A 17889-nucleotide genomic window follows, 5' to 3' on the forward strand; every position below is an offset into this window, starting at 1 on the left:
GCATGAAATCCCACCCCCTAGCTGCCTCCGGCCTCGCCAAGTCCTTCACCATGCACCTGCGCGGCGGCATCCTGCTACCCGTCGTCGAGAATGCCTCCTTCACGCTCAAGGCCGGCGAATGCGCCGTCCTCGCCGGGCCGTCGGGTGTCGGCAAGAGTTCGATCCTGAAGATGCTCTACGGCAATTACGCTGTCGACGCCGGCTCCATCCGCATCGCTCACCAGGGCGACATTGTCGACCTCGCCGACGCCACTCCGCGCCAAATCCTCGCCGTCCGGCGCGACACGCTCGGCTATGTCAGCCAGTTCCTGCGCGTCGTGCCGCGCGTCGCGGCGCTCGATGTCGTCGCCGAGCCGCTGACCGCGCGCGGCGCTTCGATCGGCGAAGCGCGCGAGAAGGCGGCAGGTCTGCTCGCCCGGCTCAATCTGCCCGAACGCCTCTGGCACCTGCCGCCCGCGACCTTTTCCGGCGGCGAGCAGCAGCGCGTCAACATCGCGCGCGGCTTCATCACCGACCATCCCGTGCTTCTTCTTGACGAGCCGACCGCCTCGCTCGACGCCGCGAACCGCGCGGTGGTCATCGATATGATCGGCGAGAAGAAGCGCCGGGGCGCTGCGATGCTCGGTATCTTCCACGATACCGACGTGCGCGACTCCATCGCCGACCGGCTGATCGACGTGACGGCATTCGCGCCGCGGCAGGCCGCGTGATGGCGCGGCTTCCCGAAACCGGCTTCGTTCACGCAACCGCCGAGATTCGCAACTCGACGCTCGGCCGCTACACCGAAGTGCGTGAGCGCACGCGCATCGTTGATTCCACGCTTGGCGACTATTCCTACATTGTCGAGGACGGGCAGGTCTGGTGCACCGAGATCGGTAAGTTCTCCAACATCGCCGCCGCCTGCCGCATCAACGCCCCGAACCATCCTGTAGCGCGCGCCTCGCTCCACCATTTCACCTATCGGGCGGGAAATTACTGGACCGATGTCGAGGACGACGAAACCTTCTTCGACTGGCGCCGTGCAGCGAAGGTCACGATCGGTCACGATACCTGGCTCGGCCATGGCTCGATCATCCTGCCCGGCGTCACGATCGGCACCGGCGCCGTTGTTGGCGCGGGCGCGGTCGTGACAAAGGACGTTTCGTCCTTCGCCATCGTTGCCGGCGTGCCCGCGCGCCCGATCCGTTCGCGCTTCGACGAGGCGACCGCCGAACGGCTTCTGGCCCTTGCTTGGTGGGACTGGGACCATACGCGTCTGCGCGCCGCGCTCGACGATTTCCGCAAGCTGCCCATAGCTGCATTTCTCGAAAAGCACGAAGCCTGAGCGTTCGGTGGAGCGGCGATGAAAGGCGCTCACCTGGCACCTTTTCGTGCATTCGGCCAAACTCCATGCAGGCCGATCCCGTATCACCGTGAATCGTCATCGAACCGTCAGAAAAGCGTAATCGCCTTGTAGTGTTGGCTGACTAAACCTCCCTCGACAGGCCGGGGGACGCCCCGGGCCGGTCCCGAATTCACCGGAAACCTCAGCTTGGGAGCTTTGGCATGTTCGCTCTTTTGACCCGCACCACCTGTGCCGCGGCAATCGCCGCCGCCGCATTGTCCACCCCCGTCCTTGCGCAGGACTGGAAAGCCGATCTGCCGGCCTTCCGCGTTGGCCTTCTCGGCGGCGAAAACGAAGCCGACCGCCTGCGCAAGAACGATTGCATGGTCGAGCAACTGGGCGAACTGCTCGGCGTGCCAGTCGAGCTGTATCCCGCCTCCGACTATGCCGGCGTCATGCAGGGTCTCGTATCGGGGCAGCTCGATGCGGCCCAGCTCGGCGCCTCGGCCTATGCAGGCATCTACCTGCAGGACCCCGAAGCCGTCGAACCCATCTTCGTCGCCCTCGAGGCCGACGGGTCGGACGGCTATTATGCGATGATGTACGCCAAATCCGACTCCGGTATCGAGAATATCGAGCAGATGGAAGGCAAGTCGCTCGCCTTTGCCGATCCAAACTCGACGTCGGGCTATCTCGTGCCCAAGGCCGAGCTGGAAGCAGCCGAAATCGACATTGAAGAGTACTTCTCCTCGACCGGCTTCGGCGGCGGTCACGAACAGGCCGTCGTCGCCGTCCTTAACGGCCAGTACGACGCCGGCGTAACATGGACGTCGGGTGTCGGTGAAGCGGCGGACGGCTTCTCGCGCGGCGCATTGCGCTCGATGGTGGACAAGAACCTTCTCGACATGTCCGATCTCAGCATCATCTGGCAGTCGAACCTGATCCCGAACGGCCCGTGGGTAGTGCGCAAGGCGCTCGCCGACGAGCCCAAGCAGATCGCCATCGACTGGATGGAAGCGCTCCACGAGACCGACCGCCAGTGCTACATCGACGTCTCGCAGGGCGAAGGCCAGGGCTTCAAGCGCGTCGATCATTCCTTCTTTGAGGGCGTTGTCGCCATGCGTCAACGCGAGCTCGAAGGCTCCCGTTAATCCTCCCAAAGGATAGTAGCAGGTCCGCATCGCAAGATGCGGGCCTGCTTCGCTTCAAACACGGCCCAGCCGACCGGCAGGAGAGACCCATGCTGAAAATCGACAATCTCACCAAGTCTTTCAAGGACAGCAAGGCCGTGGACGGCATTTCCCTATCCATCCCCGACGGCCAAATGGTCGGCATCATCGGTCGCTCGGGCGCTGGCAAGTCCACGCTTTTGCGCATGATCAACCGTCTTGCCGAGCCGAGCAAGGGTCGGATCGATTTCGCCGGGCAGGACGTGACGGCACTCAGGGGCCGGGAGCTTCTGCAATGGCGCGCGACCTGCGCGATGGTGTTCCAGCAGTTCAATCTCGTCGGCCGTCTTGACGTGATCACCAATGTCCTGACCGGACGGCTTTACTATCACGGTCTGGTCGCCAGCCTGCTCCAGCATTTCACCGCCGCCGAGCGCGCCTTCGCCATCCGCGCGCTCGACCGCCTCGGCATGGCCCACACCGCGCTCCAGCAGGCCGACACCCTGTCCGGCGGCCAGATGCAGCGCGTGGCTATCGCCCGCGCCCTTGTGCAGGAGCCGAAGATCGTCCTCGCAGACGAGCCCATCGCTTCGCTCGACCCGCTCAACGCCAAGGTGGTGATGGACGCGCTGCGCACCATCAATCGCGAGGACGGCATCACCGTCATCTGCAACCTCCATACCCTCGACACAGCCCGCAACTATTGCGACCGCATCATCGGCTTGGCGGAAGGCAAAGTTGTCTTCGACGGCAATCCGGGCCAGCTCACCCAGCGCATGGCGCGCGAGATTTATGGTGCGGAGGCCGAGGAAGCGTTCCAGGAAGGCATGACGTCGACGGCATTGGGCGGCGAGCCGGCCAAGCCGCGCCTGTCGGAAGCCGACCTGAAGAACACGCAGGCCGACGCCCGCGCGATGGCGGGGTGATCCGATGACCGACGCTGCAATGTCCCGTATCGGCGAAGACGCCGTCTCCACCTTCGAGCGCCACCGCGCCGACCTCGTCCGCCAGCGTCGCACGATGAATCTCGTCTTCATCGCCGGTTTCGTCGCAGTGCTTGCGGCGTCGATCTACATTTCGCGCTTCTACCCGGAACGCCTCGCCTCCGGCCTGCCGCGCATCTTCGATTATTTCGGCACCGTCATGCCGAATCTCGAGCTCGACAAGCTCTTTCTGCCGCGCGGCGACAACGGTCGTGCGGTTCCCGGATCGATCACCTACTGGTACTCGGACTTCTGGCTTTACGCCCGCCTGATTGGTGAGACGATCCTGATGGCGCTGACGGCGACGATCATCGGCGCGGCGGCGGCTCTCGTCCTGAGCTTCCCCGCAGCGCGCAATCTTGCACCCACGCGCACATTCTTCTGGGCGGCACGACGTTTGCTCGAAATCTGTCGCGGCATCCCCGAAATTCTCATCGCGCTGATCCTCGTTTTCGCGGTCGGCGTCGGCCCGCTCGCAGGCGTCATCGCCATCGCGGTTCACACGGCCGGCGCGCTCGGCAAGCTGTTCGCCGAAGTCAACGAGAACGCCTCGATGCGCCCCGTCGAGGGCATTCGCGGCGTCGGCGGCAACTGGTTCGAGGAGATGCGCTTCGGCGTCCTGCCGCAGGTTTTGCCGAACTTCATCTCCTACACATTGCTGCGTTTCGAGATCAATGTCCGCGCCTCCTCCATCGTCGGCTTCGTCGGCGCCGGCGGCATCGGCTCCGAGCTCAATCGCGTCATCAGCCTTTATTCGGACGACCGCGTCGTCGCAGTCCTGCTGCTCGTCGTCCTGACCGTGACGCTGATCGACCTCCTGTCTGAGCGCCTTCGCACCCACTTCATCGGCAAGGAGAACCTCGCATGAGCGCCGCCACGCTGTCCGCCCTCGACACGCACATGGTCGCCGACGCGCGCGCGGCGCATCCCGGCGCGTTCGGCTCGCCTGCGCGGCGCGCGATCGGTTGGGCCATCGCCGCCGCGGTGCTTGCCTATGTCGCAGGCTCGCTCTGGTATTTCGAGATCTGGAAACTTGCCTACGCATCCGACCGCGCGATCCGCCTGATCGCAGCGCTTTTCGTCTGGAAGGACATGGCAACCTGGCAATTCGCCAACATCTATATCGGCATCGCGCAGACGCTTGCCATGGCGTTTCTCGGCACGCTTCTCGGCTCGATCGCCGCGCTCGGCATCGGCTTTCTGGCCGCCCGAAACACAATGCCGGTCACTGTCTTCCGCCAGATCGTGCGCCGCTTCCTGGATATCCTGCGCGGCGTCGACCAACTCGTCTGGGGCCTCGTCTTCGTGCGCGCCGTCGGTCTCGGCCCACTCGCCGGCGTCCTCGCCATCTTCGTCTCCGACATGGGCACCTTGTCGAAGCTTTATTCCGAAGCGATCGAGAACATCGACCGCAAACAGGTCGAAGGCATACGCGCCACCGGCGCCTCGCCGCTGAAGGTGGTGCGCTACGGTTACCTGCCGCAGGTGCTGCCGGTCTTCATCTCGCAGTCGCTCTATTTCTTCGAATCCTCGACCCGCAGCGCGACCGTACTCGGCATCGTCGGCGCGGGCGGCATCGGCATGATCATCATCGAGCGCTTCCGCGCCAACCTGTTCGACCAGGTTGCCTTCGTGGTTCTCAACGTGCTCGTCTGCATCTTCGTCATCGACTGGCTGTCGCGAAAGATCCGCGAGCGCTTCATTGGCGAAACCGCGCATTGAGTTGCCACGATTGCTTCGCGGAACTGTCATGCGAATCGGCTAGGGCGATCCACTTTCAGGAGTTCGAGGATGCGCTACGCGATCTATTTCACACCCGGCGAGGCCGATCCGCTGACGCGCGCTGCCGAACGGTGGATCGGCCGCAGCGCATTTTCCGACGCGGTGCCAGCGCCGCTCGACGCCGACCTCGCCTTCCACACCGCCTCCGCGCGCCGCTACGGTTTCCATGCGACGCTGAAGGCCCCCTTCTACCTGGCTGAAGACCGCAGCGAAGCCGAAGTCGTCGATGCTTTCGACCGCTGGACTGCCATTCGCGAACCCTTCATCGGCCCGCGCCTCGTCATTGGCCAGATCGACGGCTTCTTCGCCCTCGTGCCGGAAACGCGGAGCGCCGATCTCGACGCCCTTGCCCGCGACCTGACCGTCGATTTCGACATCTTCCGCGCGCCGGCGAGCGAAGCCGAGATCGCGCGCCGCAACCCCGAGCGCCTGACCACCCGCCAGGTCCGCCATCTGCATGAATGGGGCTACCCCTATGTGATGGAAGATTTCCGCTTCCACATGACGCTGACCGGACGTGTCGCCGGCGAGGAAGCCGCGCAGCTTCGCCGGCGTCTCGAAGGCCATTTCGGCGCGCTCCTGGATGCTCCCGTCGCCTTCGCCTCGCTTGCGCTCTTCGTCGAGCCCGAGCCCGGCGCGCCCTTCACCGTCCGGGCGTTTCGCCCGCTCGGCCATGAACTTGCACGAAAGACCGCCTGACATGCCGACCGAAACCATCTTTTCCAATGCCCGCATCGTCCTTGCCGACCGCATCGTCGAAGGCTCGGTGCGCATCGTCGACGGACGCATCTCCGACATCGATGCCGGCGCCAGCGGGGTCGGCGAGGATTTCGGCGGCGACTATCTCCTGCCCGGCCTTGTCGAACTCCACACCGATCACCTCGAAGGCCATTTCGCGCCGCGCCCCGGCGTGCGCTGGAATGCCGTCGCGGCCGTCCAGGCGCACGACGCGCAGATCGCGACCTCCGGCATCACAACCGTCTTCGATTGCCTGCGCATGGGGTCCGACGAGGATGGCGGCTTTACGCCCGGCGAGATGCGGCTTCTGGCGGACGCGATCGAGACGGCGCAGGTCGAGAGTCGCCTGCGCGCCGACCATTTCCTGCATCTGCGCTGCGAGGTGTCCTCACCCGACGTCCTTGCCGCGTTCGACGGCTTCCGCGCCGATCCGCGCGTGCGCCTCGCCTCGCTGATGGACCACGCGCCCGGCCAGCGCCAGTTCCAGACGATGGGGCAGTATACGCTCTACTACAAGACCAAGCGGGGCCTTACCGACGACCAGTTCGAGCGTTTCGTGGCGCAAAGGCAGGAGCAGTCCGCGCGCTATTCCGCGCCACATCGCCGCGCCATCGGCGAGCATTGCCGCACGGCCGGCGTCACGCTCGCCAGCCATGACGACGCGACGCTCGCCCATGTCGACGAGGCGGTCGAGGACGGCGTGCGGCTGGCCGAGTTCCCGACTTCCCTCGAGGCCGCCCGTGCGTCGCACGACGCCGGCATGAGCGTCCTGATGGGCGCGCCCAACGTCGTTCGCGGCGGCTCGCATTCGGGCAACATCGCCGCGCGCGATCTCGCTGAGGCCGGCATCCTCGACGTCCTCTCGTCCGACTATATCCCGTCCAGCCTCTTGCAGGCGGCATTCCGGCTTGCCGAAGACATTGAGAAGATTTCACTGCCTGAGGCCGTAGCGTTGGTTTCCGCCACGCCTGCCCGCACCGTCGGCATGGAGGACCGGGGCCAGATCGAGGCCGGCCGCCGCGCCGACCTGATCCGCGTCGACAACATGGCCGGCCTGCCCATCGTCCGCTCCGTCTGGCGTGAGGGCAGGCGCGTCGCATGACGGCTGGATTTCCGATCGAAAGCGGCGCCTTCATCGCCGTCGTCGGACCCAGCGGCGCCGGCAAGGATTCCGTCATGCGCTTTGCCCGCGAGACGTTGGCGGCCGATCCGCGCGTCCATTTCGTCCGCCGCGTCATCACCCGCCCGCACGACAAGACCGGCGAGGATCACCTACCGGTCGACGAAGCGAAATTCCAGACGATGCGCGACAATGGATGCTTCGCCCTCGACTGGCAGGCGCATGGCAAGCGCTACGGCATCCCGGTCGAGGTCGACGCGATCGTCGCTGGCGGTCAGGTCGTCGTCGCCAATCTGTCGCGCACCGTCCTCTGCGATTTGCCTGCCCGCTACCGCCGCCCGCTCGTCGTCGAGATCAGCGCCGCGCCGGAGATCCTGGCAAACCGCATCGCCGCGCGCGGACGCGAACCGGAGGCAGAGATCGCATTGCGTCTCAGCCGCAGGCTTGCCGTCGAAACATTCCCCGGCACGATCGTCATCGACAATGGCGGCCCGATCGAAGTGGCCGGACGTGCCTTCGCCGACCTGATCCGCCGCCAACTGTCTTGACTTATGCAGCGGCGACGATCAGGGCGCCCTCGTCCGGCCGCGTTATGCCGGAAGGCCCGTTTCGAATGTGACAGCCGGTCCCTTGCAAGGGATATCTCTCCGACGAGTTGGTCAGGGAGGAAAACCGATGGGCGCACGCAATCTGGAGGACGTGTTGCGGCAGAGCGGCGACACGGTCGGCCTTCTGCGCAATTCGAAGATCGGCATGTATGTCTATCCGGTCGTCGCCGCCGAATTTACGAACTGGCGCGACGAACAGCGCGCCTGGCGCGACAGCGCCGTCCTCTTCGACCAGTCGCACCACATGGCCGAGTTGATGGTGGAGGGCGCGGATTCCGGCCCGTTCCTCGAAAGCCTGTCGATCAACTCCTTCAAGGGCTTTTCCGTCGACAAGGCCAAGCATTACGTGCCGGTCGGCCCGTCCGGCCACGTCATCGGCGACGTCATCCTCTTCCACCTCGACGAGAACCGGTATCTGCTCGTCGGCCGCGCTCCGACCGTCAACTGGGTCGAATACAACGCCTCCCTCGGCAGGCACGACGTCAAGGTCACCCGCGACGACCGTTCGCCCTCCCGCCCCGACGGCAAGAAGGTCGACCGCCGCCACTACCGCTTCCAGATCCAGGGGCCAAACGCGACCGCCATTCTCGAAAAGCTGAATGGCGGACCGATCCCCGAGATCAAGTTCTTCAACATGGACCGCATCACGATCGCCGGCCGCAAGGTGCGCGCGCTGCGCCACGGCATGGCCGGCGCGCCGGGCCTCGAGATCTGGGGACCCTATGAGGAGAAGGACGAGATCCAGGCCGCCATCGTCGAGGCCGGCAAGGGCCACGACCTCTACCAGGTCGGCAGCCGCGCCTATTCGACCAACACCCTCGAATCCGGCTGGATCCCCTCGCCCCTTCCCGCGATCTATTCCGGCGAGGAGATGCGCGCCTACCGCGAATGGCTGCCCGCCAACGGCTACGAGGCGACCGGCTCGATCGGCGGCTCCTACGTTTCCGCTGACATTGAGGACTACTATACCACGCCCTACGAACTCGGTTACGGCTTCTACGTGAAGTTCGACCACGACTTCGTCGGCCGCGCGGCGATCGAGAAGATGGACCCGAAGACGCAGCGCAAGAAGGTCACCTTCGAGTGGAACGACGAGGATGTGATGAAGATCATCCATTCGAGCTTCCGCAACGGCGAGGAAAACTACAAATGGATCGACCTGCCGCAGCCCAACTACGCCTCCTCCTCCTTCGACAGGGTCGAGAGAGACGGCAGGCTCGTCGGCCTGTCCATGTTCAACGGCTATTCCTTCAATGAGCGCGCCATGCTTTCGCTCGGCATCGTCGATCCCGATGTGAATGTCGGCGACGTGCTGACGCTCGTCTGGGGCGAGCCCGACGGCGGCACCGGCAAGACCTCGACCGAACGCCACAAGCAGGCCGAAATCCGAGTCCGCGTCTCGCCCGTCCCCTATGCCCGCGAGGCGCGCGAGAACTACGTGGATAGCTGGCGCACGCGCTCAGGCTGAGCGCGCGCGAAACGGACTGTAGCCAAAGCTTATGCCGCCGGCCTCCCTTTCGATTGGCGGTTGCAGACCTTCCCCGATACGCCGAAACTGGGGTCCGGTTGCCGCGCCTGGCGGCCGGCCCAAGGGAGGAAAAAAGAATGAAGACGAAGATGATGTTCGCCACGCTACTGGCCGCGGGCCTGTCGTGGTCCGTGCAGGCAAGTGCGCAGGAAACCGTCAAGATCGGCGTCATCCTGCCCTATTCCGGTCCGTTCGCGGACGCCGCCAACCAGTTGCAGGCCGGCATCGACCTCTACATCGCCAAGCATGGCAGCGAAGTCGCCGGAAAGACGATCGAACTGGTCAAGAAGGACACGGGCGGCCCGGCCCCGGACGTCGCCCAGCGCCTCGCGCAGGAACTCGTCGTGCGTGACGGCGTCGACATCATCGCCGGCTTCGCGCTGACGCCGGAAGCCCTCGGCGCCGCGCCGGTCGCGACCGAGGCGCAGAAGCTGATGGTCGTCATGAATGCGGCGACATCGATCGTCGTCGAGCAGTCGGACTACATCGTCCGCACCGGCGTCACCATCCCGCAACTGAATACCGCGTTCGGCCAGTGGGCGTTCGAATCCGGCGTCCAGGAAGCCTATACGCTCGTCGCCGATTACGGTCCCGGCCATGATGCCGAAAAGGCATTTGCGGCGGGCTTCACGGAAGCGGGCGGGACGATCGTCGGCGCCGACCGCACCCCGGTCGCCAATCCCGATTTCTCGGCCTTCGTCCAGCGCGTTCGCGACGCCAACCCGGAAGCCGTCTACATCTTCGTGCCGGGCGGCGCCCAGCCGGCAGCCATCGGCAAGGCGCTGGCCGACCGTGGTCTCGCCCCGCCGGAGACGAAGATCTTCGCGCAGGGCGAACTCACCCACCCCGAGGCGCTCGAAAGCATGGGCGACACGGCCGCTGGCATCATCACCACCTACCACTATTCGCTCGAGCGCGACGATCCGCTCAACAACGAGTTCCGCGAAGCCTATCGCGAAGCCAATGGCGGCCGCTCGCCCGACCTGTTCTCGATCGGCGGCTATGACGGAATGCATCTGATCTACGAGGCGCTGAAGGCAACCGAGGGCGATACGTCCGGCGATGCGTTGGTCGAGGCGGCCAAGGGCATGGCGTGGGACAGCCCGCGCGGGCCGATGTCGATCGACCCGGAGACGCGCGACGTCGTGCAGACCGTCTACATCCGCGAGGTGCAGGAGGTCGACGGCGAACTGCAGAACGTCATCATTCACGAAATTCCTGACGTGAAGGATCCGCTGCACGGAACCCAGTGACGCGACGATCGATCGGGCCGGCGCGTAGATGAGCAACCTCGTCATCGTCCTCTTCGACGGGTTCGCCTTCGGGATGCTTCTGTTCGTCCTGTCGGTGGGCCTGTCGGTGACGCTGGGCATGATGAACTTCATCAACCTGGCGCACGGTGCCTTCGGCATGTTGGGCGGCTACGTGACCGTCATCGTCATGCGCCAGCTCGGCCTTCCCTTCGTGGTCGCTTTGCCGGCTGCCTTTATATCGGCGGCCGTCCTCAGCATCGTCATCGAGCGTACGCTGTTTCGCCGGCTCTACCGGGCCGGCGAACTCAACCAGGTTCTGTTCACCATCGGCATCGTCTTCGTGGCGACGGCGGTCGCGACCTGGTTCTTCGGCACGGTGCAACAGCCGATCCGGCTGCCCGCCTGGTTGCGCGGCACGGTCGAGATCGGCGGCATCCGCTTCGGCACCTACCGCATTTTCCTCATCGCCATCGCGCTCGCCATCACCGCGCTGCTCGTCTTCGGCATCGAACGCACGCGCCTCGGCGCGCAGATCCGGGCCGCCGTCGACAACCAGCGCGTCGCGCAGGGCCTCGGCCTCAATGTCGAGCGCGTGTTCGGCATCACCTTCGCGCTCGGCAGCGGCCTTGCCGGCCTCGGCGGGGCGCTGGCGATCGAAATCGTGGGCCTCGATCCGTCTTTCGCCTTCCACTACCTCGTCTACGTCCTGATCGTCGTCTCCGTCGGCGGCCTCGGCTCCATCACCGGCTCCTTCGTCGGTGCCGCGCTGCTCGGGATCGGCGACGTCGCCGGCAAATATTTCGTCCCCGAGATCGGCTCGTTCCTGATCTATCTGATCCTCGTCGCCGTGCTCTTGTGGCGGCCGCTCGGCCTGTTCGGGAGGCGGTGAGCTATGCACGACGTTGCACCCACAACCACGCCCCACGCCTGGCTCGCCCGCCAGAGCCGCTGGTCATGGTTCGAGATCGTCTTCTGGCTGGCGACGCTCCTGCCCTTCTTCCTGTTCCCGACCTACCTGACCCTGGCGAGCCAGATCGCCATCGCAGCCCTTTTCGCGATCTCCGTCGACCTGATCCTCGGCTATGCGGGCATCGTCACGCTCGGCCATGCGCTGTTCTTCGGTCTCGGCGCCTATACGGTCGGTCTTCTCAGCGCCAGACTCGGCTGGGGGGAGCCGATTTCCGGCCTCATCCTTGCCGGTGCCGTGGCCGGCTTCGTCGGCTTCGTGGCGAGCTATCTGATCGTGCGCGTCCAGCATCTGGCTTTGATCATGGTTACGCTCGGCCTCGGCTTCCTCGCCTATGAACTCGCCAATGCGATGACCTGGCTGACCGGCGGCACCGACGGGCTGCGCGGCGTCAGGATGTGGGAAATCTTCGGCACGTTCCGCTTCGATCTGTGGGGCTATACGGCCTATACCTACTCTCTGGCCGTGCTGTTCCTCGGCTTCCTCGTCAGCCGCACCATCGTCAACTCGTCCTTCGGCCTCGCTCTTCGCGGCATTCGCGAGAATGTCGGCCGTATGCCGGCGATCGGCTCGGACCATGCCTGGCACCTGCGCAAGATCTACACGATCTCCGCCGCCCTCGCCGGCATTGCCGGCGGCTTGCTGACGCAGACGACCAGCACGGTCGGCCTCGACGTGCTGAGCTTCCAGAGGTCGGCCGACGTGGTGGTGATGCTCATCCTCGGCGGCACCGGCAGGCTCTACGGCGCGATCCTCGGCGCGATCATCTTCCTCGTCGCCCGCGACCAGCTCGCCGGTGTCAATCCGCAATACTGGTATTTCTGGATCGGGCTTCTGCTGATGGTCGTGGTGCTCTTCATGCCGAAGGGCATTCTCGGCTTCCTTGCGAAGCTGGCAGGAAGGCGCGGCTGATGGCGGACACGCAGCCGATGATGCTGAAAACCGACGCGCTGAGCAAGAATTTCGGCGCGCTACAGGTCGCCCGCGACGTGTCGCTGACGCTGCCGCGCGGCTGCCGCTACGCGCTGATCGGCCCCAACGGCGCCGGCAAGACGACGCTGATCAACCTGATCACCGGCCGCCTCAAGCCGGATTCGGGGACCATCGCGCTCGATGGCGAGGACATCACCGCCACGCCCGCCGCTGTCCGCGTGCGCAAGGGCCTCGCCCGGACCTTCCAGATCAACACGCTCTTTCCCGAACTGACGCCGATCGAAGCGGTGACGCTGGCGGTCAGCGAACGCGAAGCCGTCGCCGGCCAGTTCTGGCGACGCCTGTCGACCCAGACCGAGGCGATCGACGAAGCGTTCGCCATTCTTTCCGGTCTGCGCCTCGCGGACGTCGCGACCCGGCCGACGCGCATCCTCGCATATGGCCAGCAGCGCCTTCTGGAAATCGCGCTGGCGCTCGCCACGCGGCCCAAGGCTCTGCTCCTCGACGAGCCCGCCGCCGGCGTGCCGAAGGATGAGAGCGCGATGCTCTTTTCAGTCCTCGCCGGTCTGCCGGAGGACATTTCGGTGCTCTTCATCGAGCACGACATGAACATCGTCTTCCGCTTCGCCACCCGCATCATCGTCCTGGTGAGCGGCGGCGTGCTGGTCGAGGACACGACGGCGAACATCCGCACCGACGCGCGCGTGCGTGACGTCTATCTGGGGCACGGCGCCCATGGCTGATGCGATCCTCGAATTCCGGGAGGTCAGCGCCGGCTACGGCTCCGGCATCGTCCTCGACCATGTGACCTTCGCCGTGCCGGAGAGCGGCAGCCTGGCCCTGCTCGGCCGCAACGGCGTCGGCAAGACGACATTGATCCTGACGGCGATGGGATTTCTGCCGCTCACGGGCGGAAGCATTCATTGTCGCGGCCAGGACATCTCCAAAGCGCCGGCACACCGGCGCGCGCAACTCGGCCTCGGATGGGTCCCGCAGGAGCGCGACATCTTCCCCTCGCTCTCCGTCGAGGAGAACCTGACCGTCGCCGCCCGCTCCGGCCGGTGGATGCTCGATGCAATCTGGGAACTCTTCCCGCGCCTGAAGGAGCGCCGCGGCAACATGGGCAACCAGTTGTCCGGCGGCGAGCAGCAGATGCTCACCATCGGCCGCACGCTGATGACCAATCCCGCCGTCCTCCTGCTCGACGAACCGCTCGAGGGTCTTGCGCCGATCATCGTCGAGGAACTGACCGCCGCCATCCGCGAAATGGCACAGAACGAGGGCATGGCGCTCGTCCTCGTCGAGCAGCACGCCGACGTCGCGCTCGCGCTGACCGAAGACGCGCTCGTCATCGAGCGCGGCGCCATCGCCCATCGCGCGAAGTCGCAGGCGCTCCTGAACGATCGCGCGACGCTCGAGCGCTATGTCGGCATGAATCTCGATGTCGACGAATCGGCATCCCGAAAGGCATGAACATGAACGAGCCCTGTTTCGACGTCGCCCATCTCGGCCATGTCGAACTCCTGACCGACAAATTCGAGGAAAGCCTCGACTTCTTCGTCAATGTCTACGGGCTGACGGAAGCCGGCCGCGAGGGCTCTTCGGTCTATCTGCGCGCCTGGGACGATTACGAGTTCCATTCGCTGAAGCTGACCGCATCGAACACGACCGGCATGGCGCACTGCGCCTACCGCACCTCGTCGCAGGGCGCGCTCGAACGGCGCGTTGCCATCATCGAGAAGATGGGCCTCGGAATCGGTTGGACCGACGGCGACCTCGGCCACGGCCGTTCCTACCGTTTCCACAGCCCGGACGGGCACGTCTTCGAACTCTACTGGGACACGCACAAATACCAGCCGCCCGAGGCCGAACGGCCGGCGCTCAAGAACGTCGCCCAGCGCTTCCATGGCCGCGGCGCGGCGCCGCGCCGGATCGACCATTTCAACCTTCTGGCGACCGACGTGTCGAAAATTCGTGACTTCATGGTCGAGGCGCTTGGTAGCCGCGTGACCGAGATGATCGAACTCGACAATGGCCGGATCGGCGGTTGCTGGTTCACGGTCAACAACAAGGGCTACGACATGGCCTGCACGGAAGACCATTCCGGCACGCGCGGTCGCTTCCACCATCTGACCTACGCCGCAGACCACCGCGACGACATCCTGCGCGCCGCCGACATTTTCCTCGAAAACGGCGTCTTCATCGAGACCGGCCCGCACCGCCACGCCATCCAGGGCACCTATTTCCTGTATGTCTACGAGCCGGCCGGCAACCGCATCGAGATCGCCAATGCCGGCGCCCGGCTCGTCCTCGATCCCGACTGGCAGACGGTCGTCTGGACGGAAGCCGAGCGCAGGAAGGGCCAGGCATGGGGGCTGAAGACGATCGAATCCTTCCACACCCACGGCACGCCACCCGTTCCCCAAGGAGGCACCAAACAATGAGCACCGCCCTCGTCATCAGCGCCCACTCGGCCGATTTCGTCTGGCGCTGCGGCGGCGCGATCGCGCTCCACGCCGAAAAGGGCATCGACGTCACCATCGTCTGCCTCTCCTATGGCGAGCGCGGCGAAAGCGCCAAACTCTGGAAGAATGCCGGCGCGACGCTCGAGGGCGTCAAGGCCGCCCGGCGCAAGGAGGCCGAAGCCGCCGCCGCCGCGCTCGGCGCAGCCGACATTCAGTTCTTCGACTGCGGCGACTATCCGCTCGAACTCGACCGCGACGCGAAATTCCGTTTGGTCGATGTCATCCGCAAGGTCCAGCCGGACTTCATGCTGTCGCACTCGATGGAGGACCCCTACAACACCGACCATCCCTATGCGACGCGCATCGCGCTCGAATGCCGCATGATAGCGCAGGCATGGGGGCACAATCCCGGCGAGAAGGTGCTGGGCGCGCCGCAACTCTATCTGTTCGAGCCACACCAGACCGAGCAATGCGCCTGGAAGCCCGACACGATCCTCGACATCACGCCGGTCTGGAAAAAGAAGAAGGCCGCCATCGAGTGCATGGAGGGCCAGCAGCATCTCTGGGACTATTACACCAACGTCGCCGAGAACCGCGCCAACCAGTTCCGGCGCAACTCCGGCGGTCAGGCAGGCGGGCGCGAGGCGAAATATGCCGAAGGTTTCCAGTCGATCTTCCCGCGCACCGTGGATGCGCTGTGATGTCGAGCGGCATCCGCGCCATGTGGATGCGCGGCGGCACGTCGAAGGGCGGCTATTTCCTCAAGAATGAGTTGCCGGCCGATCCGGCCGCGCGAGACGCCTTCCTCCTGCGCGTCATGGGCTCGCCCGATCCGCGCCAGATCGACGGTCTCGGCGGCGCGGACCCGCTCACCTCCAAGGTCGCGATCGTCTCGCAATCGCAGCGGCCGTATGTCGACGTCGATTATCTTTTCCTCCAAATCTTCGTCGACAAACCCATCGTCACCGACGCGCAGAATTGCGGCAACATCCTTGCCGGCATCGGCCCCTTCGCCATCGAACGCGGCCTCGTTTCGGCCGATGACGCCGAGACGCGCGTGCGCATCTTCATGGAGAACACCGGCCAGGTCGCCGTCGCGACCGTCAAGACGCCGGAAGGCCATGTGACCTATGCCGGCGATGCCCGCATTGACGGCGTGCCCGGCACCGCCGCGCCGATCCCCATCGTCTTCAAGGACACGGCCGGCTCCTCCTGCGGCGCGCTGCTGCCCACCGGCAGCGATGTCGACAGGATCGACGGCGTGGAGGCGACCCTGATCGACAACGGAATGCCCTGCGTCGTCATGGCGGCGGCCGACTTCGGCCTCTCCGGCACGGAAATCCCGGCCGAACTCAACGCGAATGGCGGCCTGAAGGCCCGCATTGAATCCATCCGGCTCAAGGCCGGGCCGCTGATGAATCTCGGCGACGTCGCAGAAAAATCCGTGCCCAAGATGACGCTCGTCAGCGCCGCGCAGGCGGGGGGTGCCATCTCCACCCGCACCTTCATCCCGCATGTCTGCCATCAGGCGATCGGCGTCCTCGGCGCGGTCAGCGTCGCCACCGCCTGCCTTCTTAAAAGCGGCCCGGCAGCGCGGATCGCCAAACTGCAACGTGCCCGCGACATGTTGATCTCGATCGAACACCCGACCGGCGAGTTCACCGTCACGGCGAGCCTCGACGAGGCCGGCAACCTTGCCGAAGCAGGCGTGCTTCGAACCGCCCGCAAGCTTTTCGACGGGCTGGTCTACGACTGAGCCACTTCCCAAACGGCATGTTGGATGCCTAAATCCACCCCATGTCGTCCTACCCCAATCTGCGCCATGTCCGGCTTTTCCAGTTCGCCGCCGAGACCAAGTCGCTGACCCGCGCGGCCGAAGCCGTGCGCGTGTCGCAGCCCGCCGCCTCGCAGGCCATCGCCAAGCTCGAAGGCCAGTTCGGCGGCGCGCTTTTCGAGCGGCGCGGTTCCGGCGTCTTCGTCACCGAGCGCGGACGTTTGCTTGCCGAGCGCGCGGCACGCGCCCTCTCGCTCCTGCGCGAAGCCAATGAGCGCCTGGCGCGCCACGCCTCGATCGGCCGCGCGCTGGCCGTCGATCTTCTGGAAACCCACGCCACCATCGCCCATCTGCGTGCCGTCGCCGCCTTCGCATCGACCAGCAGCTTCACCGCCGCCGCCCGCCGTCTCGAACAGGCCGAGCCTTCGGTCCAGCGCGCCGCGCGCGAACTGGAGCGCATCGGCACGGTCCCGCTCTTCGAGGGTCGGCAGAACTCGATCCGCCTGACGGCGACCGGCACCATGCTGGCGCGCGCCGCCAGCCTCGTCCTGCGCGAACTCGAAAACGCATTGGAAGATGCCCGCGAGCTCGACGGCCGCTTCACCGGCCGCGTCGTCATCGGCACCCTGCCCTTCGCCCGCACGCAGATCGTGCCGGAGGCCATCGTCGCATGGACCGGCCGGCGCCCCGCCGCCTCCGTCGAGATCGTCGACGGCTCCTACGACACGCTCGTCCATGCGCTCGGCATCGGCGAGATCGACCTGCTGGTCGGCGCCCTGCGCTCCGCATCCGAGGCAAAGGGCATCGCGCAGGAAGCGCTTTTCGACGATCCGTTGTCGGTCGTGGTGCGTGCCGGCCATCCGCTCTGCGCGCGCCCCGAACTCTCGTTCGACGACCTCCGCGCCTATCCGTGGATACTGCCGCGCAAGGGCACGCCCACCCGCGCGATCTTCGACGAATTGGCGGCCCGGCACGGCCTCGACCGATGCGGCAGCGGCCTCGTCGAGACCGGTTCGCTGGTCGCGCTGCGCGGCCTCCTCGTCAATTCCGACCGGCTGACGCTGATGTCGCGCCGCCAGATCGCCTATGAGGAAAGGGCCGGCCACCTGATGCCGCTGAAGCTTGCGCTGCCGGCCACCGCACGTCCTATCGGCATCACCACCCGACAAGGCTGGATGCCGACGACCTTGCAAGCCGAACTCCTCGACGCGCTGCGCGTCGCGGCAAAAGCGCTATAGTTTTCAG

General features: G+C 65.6%; 19 protein-coding genes. All 19 read left to right on the forward strand.

Annotated elements, in window-relative coordinates:
- Positions 1-2 precede the first annotated feature (2 nt).
- The gene (gene phnL / locus PZ895_RS06085) at positions 3-710 is read left to right on the forward strand and encodes a phosphonate C-P lyase system protein PhnL (protein ID WP_275838131.1); all 708 of its coding nucleotides are present in this window, start codon (positions 3-5) and stop codon (positions 708-710) included.
- A complete protein-coding gene (locus tag PZ895_RS06090) occupies positions 710-1324 on the forward strand; it encodes a DapH/DapD/GlmU-related protein (RefSeq protein WP_275838132.1) in 615 nt (204 codons plus the stop codon). Before phnL ends, PZ895_RS06090 begins: the two co-directional genes overlap by 1 nt.
- 221 nt (positions 1325-1545) lie before the next feature.
- Positions 1546-2475, forward strand: coding sequence for a phosphonate ABC transporter substrate-binding protein (gene phnD, locus PZ895_RS06095; RefSeq protein ID WP_275838133.1), 930 nt, complete (start codon positions 1546-1548; stop codon positions 2473-2475).
- An 89-nt stretch (positions 2476-2564) separates the two neighbouring features.
- Positions 2565-3419: a phosphonate ABC transporter ATP-binding protein gene (phnC, locus tag PZ895_RS06100; protein ID WP_275838134.1), complete on the forward strand. Its 855-nt coding sequence runs from the start codon at positions 2565-2567 to the stop codon at positions 3417-3419.
- Between the two features lie 4 nt (positions 3420-3423).
- Positions 3424-4344, forward strand: coding sequence for a phosphonate ABC transporter, permease protein PhnE (gene phnE / locus PZ895_RS06105; RefSeq protein ID WP_275838135.1), 921 nt, complete (start codon positions 3424-3426; stop codon positions 4342-4344).
- Positions 4341-5198, forward strand: a complete 858-nt coding sequence (gene phnE, locus PZ895_RS06110; protein ID WP_275838136.1) for a phosphonate ABC transporter, permease protein PhnE — start codon at positions 4341-4343, stop codon at positions 5196-5198. The genes phnE (PZ895_RS06105) and phnE (PZ895_RS06110) overlap by 4 nt, the downstream gene beginning before the upstream one ends.
- A 69-nt stretch (positions 5199-5267) precedes the next feature.
- The gene (locus tag PZ895_RS06115; protein WP_275838137.1) at positions 5268-5957 is read left to right on the forward strand and encodes a DUF1045 domain-containing protein; all 690 of its coding nucleotides are present in this window, start codon (positions 5268-5270) and stop codon (positions 5955-5957) included.
- 1 nt (position 5958) lies between these two features.
- Positions 5959-7098 (forward strand): alpha-D-ribose 1-methylphosphonate 5-triphosphate diphosphatase, encoded by a 1140-nt coding sequence (locus tag PZ895_RS06120; protein ID WP_275838138.1) that lies wholly within the window; start codon positions 5959-5961, stop codon positions 7096-7098.
- Entirely contained in the window at positions 7095-7664 is a 570-nt protein-coding gene (gene phnN, locus PZ895_RS06125) for a phosphonate metabolism protein/1,5-bisphosphokinase (PRPP-forming) PhnN (RefSeq protein WP_275838139.1), read from the forward strand. The genes PZ895_RS06120 and phnN overlap by 4 nt, the downstream gene beginning before the upstream one ends.
- 127 nt (positions 7665-7791) lie before the next feature.
- Positions 7792-9192, forward strand: coding sequence for an aminomethyl transferase family protein (locus PZ895_RS06130; protein WP_275838140.1), 1401 nt, complete (start codon positions 7792-7794; stop codon positions 9190-9192).
- A 137-nt stretch (positions 9193-9329) separates the two neighbouring features.
- Entirely contained in the window at positions 9330-10505 is a 1176-nt protein-coding gene (locus PZ895_RS06135) for an ABC transporter substrate-binding protein (RefSeq protein ID WP_275838141.1), read from the forward strand.
- Positions 10506-10533: 28 nt separating this feature from the next.
- Positions 10534-11394 (forward strand): branched-chain amino acid ABC transporter permease, encoded by an 861-nt coding sequence (locus PZ895_RS06140; protein ID WP_275838142.1) that lies wholly within the window; start codon positions 10534-10536, stop codon positions 11392-11394.
- Between the two features lie 3 nt (positions 11395-11397).
- On the forward strand, positions 11398-12384 hold the full coding sequence (locus PZ895_RS06145) for a branched-chain amino acid ABC transporter permease (protein WP_275838143.1): 987 nt from the start codon (positions 11398-11400) through the stop codon (positions 12382-12384).
- Positions 12384-13148 carry an ABC transporter ATP-binding protein gene (locus PZ895_RS06150; protein WP_275838144.1) on the forward strand — a complete coding sequence of 255 codons (765 nt, stop codon included), beginning with the start codon at positions 12384-12386 and terminating at the stop codon, positions 13146-13148. The genes PZ895_RS06145 and PZ895_RS06150 overlap by 1 nt, the downstream gene beginning before the upstream one ends.
- A complete protein-coding gene (locus PZ895_RS06155; protein ID WP_275838145.1) occupies positions 13141-13878 on the forward strand; it encodes an ABC transporter ATP-binding protein in 738 nt (245 codons plus the stop codon). Before PZ895_RS06150 ends, PZ895_RS06155 begins: the two co-directional genes overlap by 8 nt.
- Before the next feature lie 2 nt (positions 13879-13880).
- Entirely contained in the window at positions 13881-14849 is a 969-nt protein-coding gene (locus tag PZ895_RS06160) for a VOC family protein (RefSeq protein ID WP_275838146.1), read from the forward strand.
- Entirely contained in the window at positions 14846-15571 is a 726-nt protein-coding gene (locus PZ895_RS06165; protein ID WP_275838147.1) for a PIG-L deacetylase family protein, read from the forward strand. The genes PZ895_RS06160 and PZ895_RS06165 overlap by 4 nt, the downstream gene beginning before the upstream one ends.
- Positions 15568-16626 (forward strand): 4-oxalomesaconate tautomerase, encoded by a 1059-nt coding sequence (locus PZ895_RS06170; RefSeq protein ID WP_275838148.1) that lies wholly within the window; start codon positions 15568-15570, stop codon positions 16624-16626. The genes PZ895_RS06165 and PZ895_RS06170 overlap by 4 nt, the downstream gene beginning before the upstream one ends.
- Before the next feature lie 41 nt (positions 16627-16667).
- The gene (locus PZ895_RS06175) at positions 16668-17882 is read left to right on the forward strand and encodes a LysR family transcriptional regulator (protein WP_275838149.1); all 1215 of its coding nucleotides are present in this window, start codon (positions 16668-16670) and stop codon (positions 17880-17882) included.
- Positions 17883-17889: the final 7 nt, after the last annotated feature.

The sequence above is a fragment of the Mesorhizobium sp. YIM 152430 genome (assembly GCF_029210365.1).
Lineage (GTDB): Bacteria > Pseudomonadota > Alphaproteobacteria > Rhizobiales > Rhizobiaceae > Aliihoeflea.

What these genes read in the sequence shown, in the direction of transcription:
- phnL (WP_275838131.1), top strand. Translation starts at nt 3, where the DNA reads ATGAAATCCCACCCCCTAGCTGCCTCCGGCCTCGCCAAGTCCTTCACC.
- PZ895_RS06090 (WP_275838132.1), top strand. Translation starts at nt 710, where the DNA reads ATGGCGCGGCTTCCCGAAACCGGCTTCGTTCACGCAACCGCCGAGATT.
- phnD (WP_275838133.1), top strand. Translation starts at nt 1,546, where the DNA reads ATGTTCGCTCTTTTGACCCGCACCACCTGTGCCGCGGCAATCGCCGCC.
- phnC (WP_275838134.1), top strand. Translation starts at nt 2,565, where the DNA reads ATGCTGAAAATCGACAATCTCACCAAGTCTTTCAAGGACAGCAAGGCC.
- phnE (WP_275838135.1), top strand. Translation starts at nt 3,424, where the DNA reads ATGACCGACGCTGCAATGTCCCGTATCGGCGAAGACGCCGTCTCCACC.
- phnE (WP_275838136.1), top strand. Translation starts at nt 4,341, where the DNA reads ATGAGCGCCGCCACGCTGTCCGCCCTCGACACGCACATGGTCGCCGAC.
- PZ895_RS06115 (WP_275838137.1), top strand. Translation starts at nt 5,268, where the DNA reads ATGCGCTACGCGATCTATTTCACACCCGGCGAGGCCGATCCGCTGACG.
- PZ895_RS06120 (WP_275838138.1), top strand. Translation starts at nt 5,959, where the DNA reads ATGCCGACCGAAACCATCTTTTCCAATGCCCGCATCGTCCTTGCCGAC.
- phnN (WP_275838139.1), top strand. Translation starts at nt 7,095, where the DNA reads ATGACGGCTGGATTTCCGATCGAAAGCGGCGCCTTCATCGCCGTCGTC.
- PZ895_RS06130 (WP_275838140.1), top strand. Translation starts at nt 7,792, where the DNA reads ATGGGCGCACGCAATCTGGAGGACGTGTTGCGGCAGAGCGGCGACACG.
- PZ895_RS06135 (WP_275838141.1), top strand. Translation starts at nt 9,330, where the DNA reads ATGAAGACGAAGATGATGTTCGCCACGCTACTGGCCGCGGGCCTGTCG.
- PZ895_RS06140 (WP_275838142.1), top strand. Translation starts at nt 10,534, where the DNA reads ATGAGCAACCTCGTCATCGTCCTCTTCGACGGGTTCGCCTTCGGGATG.
- PZ895_RS06145 (WP_275838143.1), top strand. Translation starts at nt 11,398, where the DNA reads ATGCACGACGTTGCACCCACAACCACGCCCCACGCCTGGCTCGCCCGC.
- PZ895_RS06150 (WP_275838144.1), top strand. Translation starts at nt 12,384, where the DNA reads ATGGCGGACACGCAGCCGATGATGCTGAAAACCGACGCGCTGAGCAAG.
- PZ895_RS06155 (WP_275838145.1), top strand. Translation starts at nt 13,141, where the DNA reads ATGGCTGATGCGATCCTCGAATTCCGGGAGGTCAGCGCCGGCTACGGC.
- PZ895_RS06160 (WP_275838146.1), top strand. Translation starts at nt 13,881, where the DNA reads ATGAACGAGCCCTGTTTCGACGTCGCCCATCTCGGCCATGTCGAACTC.
- PZ895_RS06165 (WP_275838147.1), top strand. Translation starts at nt 14,846, where the DNA reads ATGAGCACCGCCCTCGTCATCAGCGCCCACTCGGCCGATTTCGTCTGG.
- PZ895_RS06175 (WP_275838149.1), top strand. Translation starts at nt 16,668, where the DNA reads ATGTCGTCCTACCCCAATCTGCGCCATGTCCGGCTTTTCCAGTTCGCC.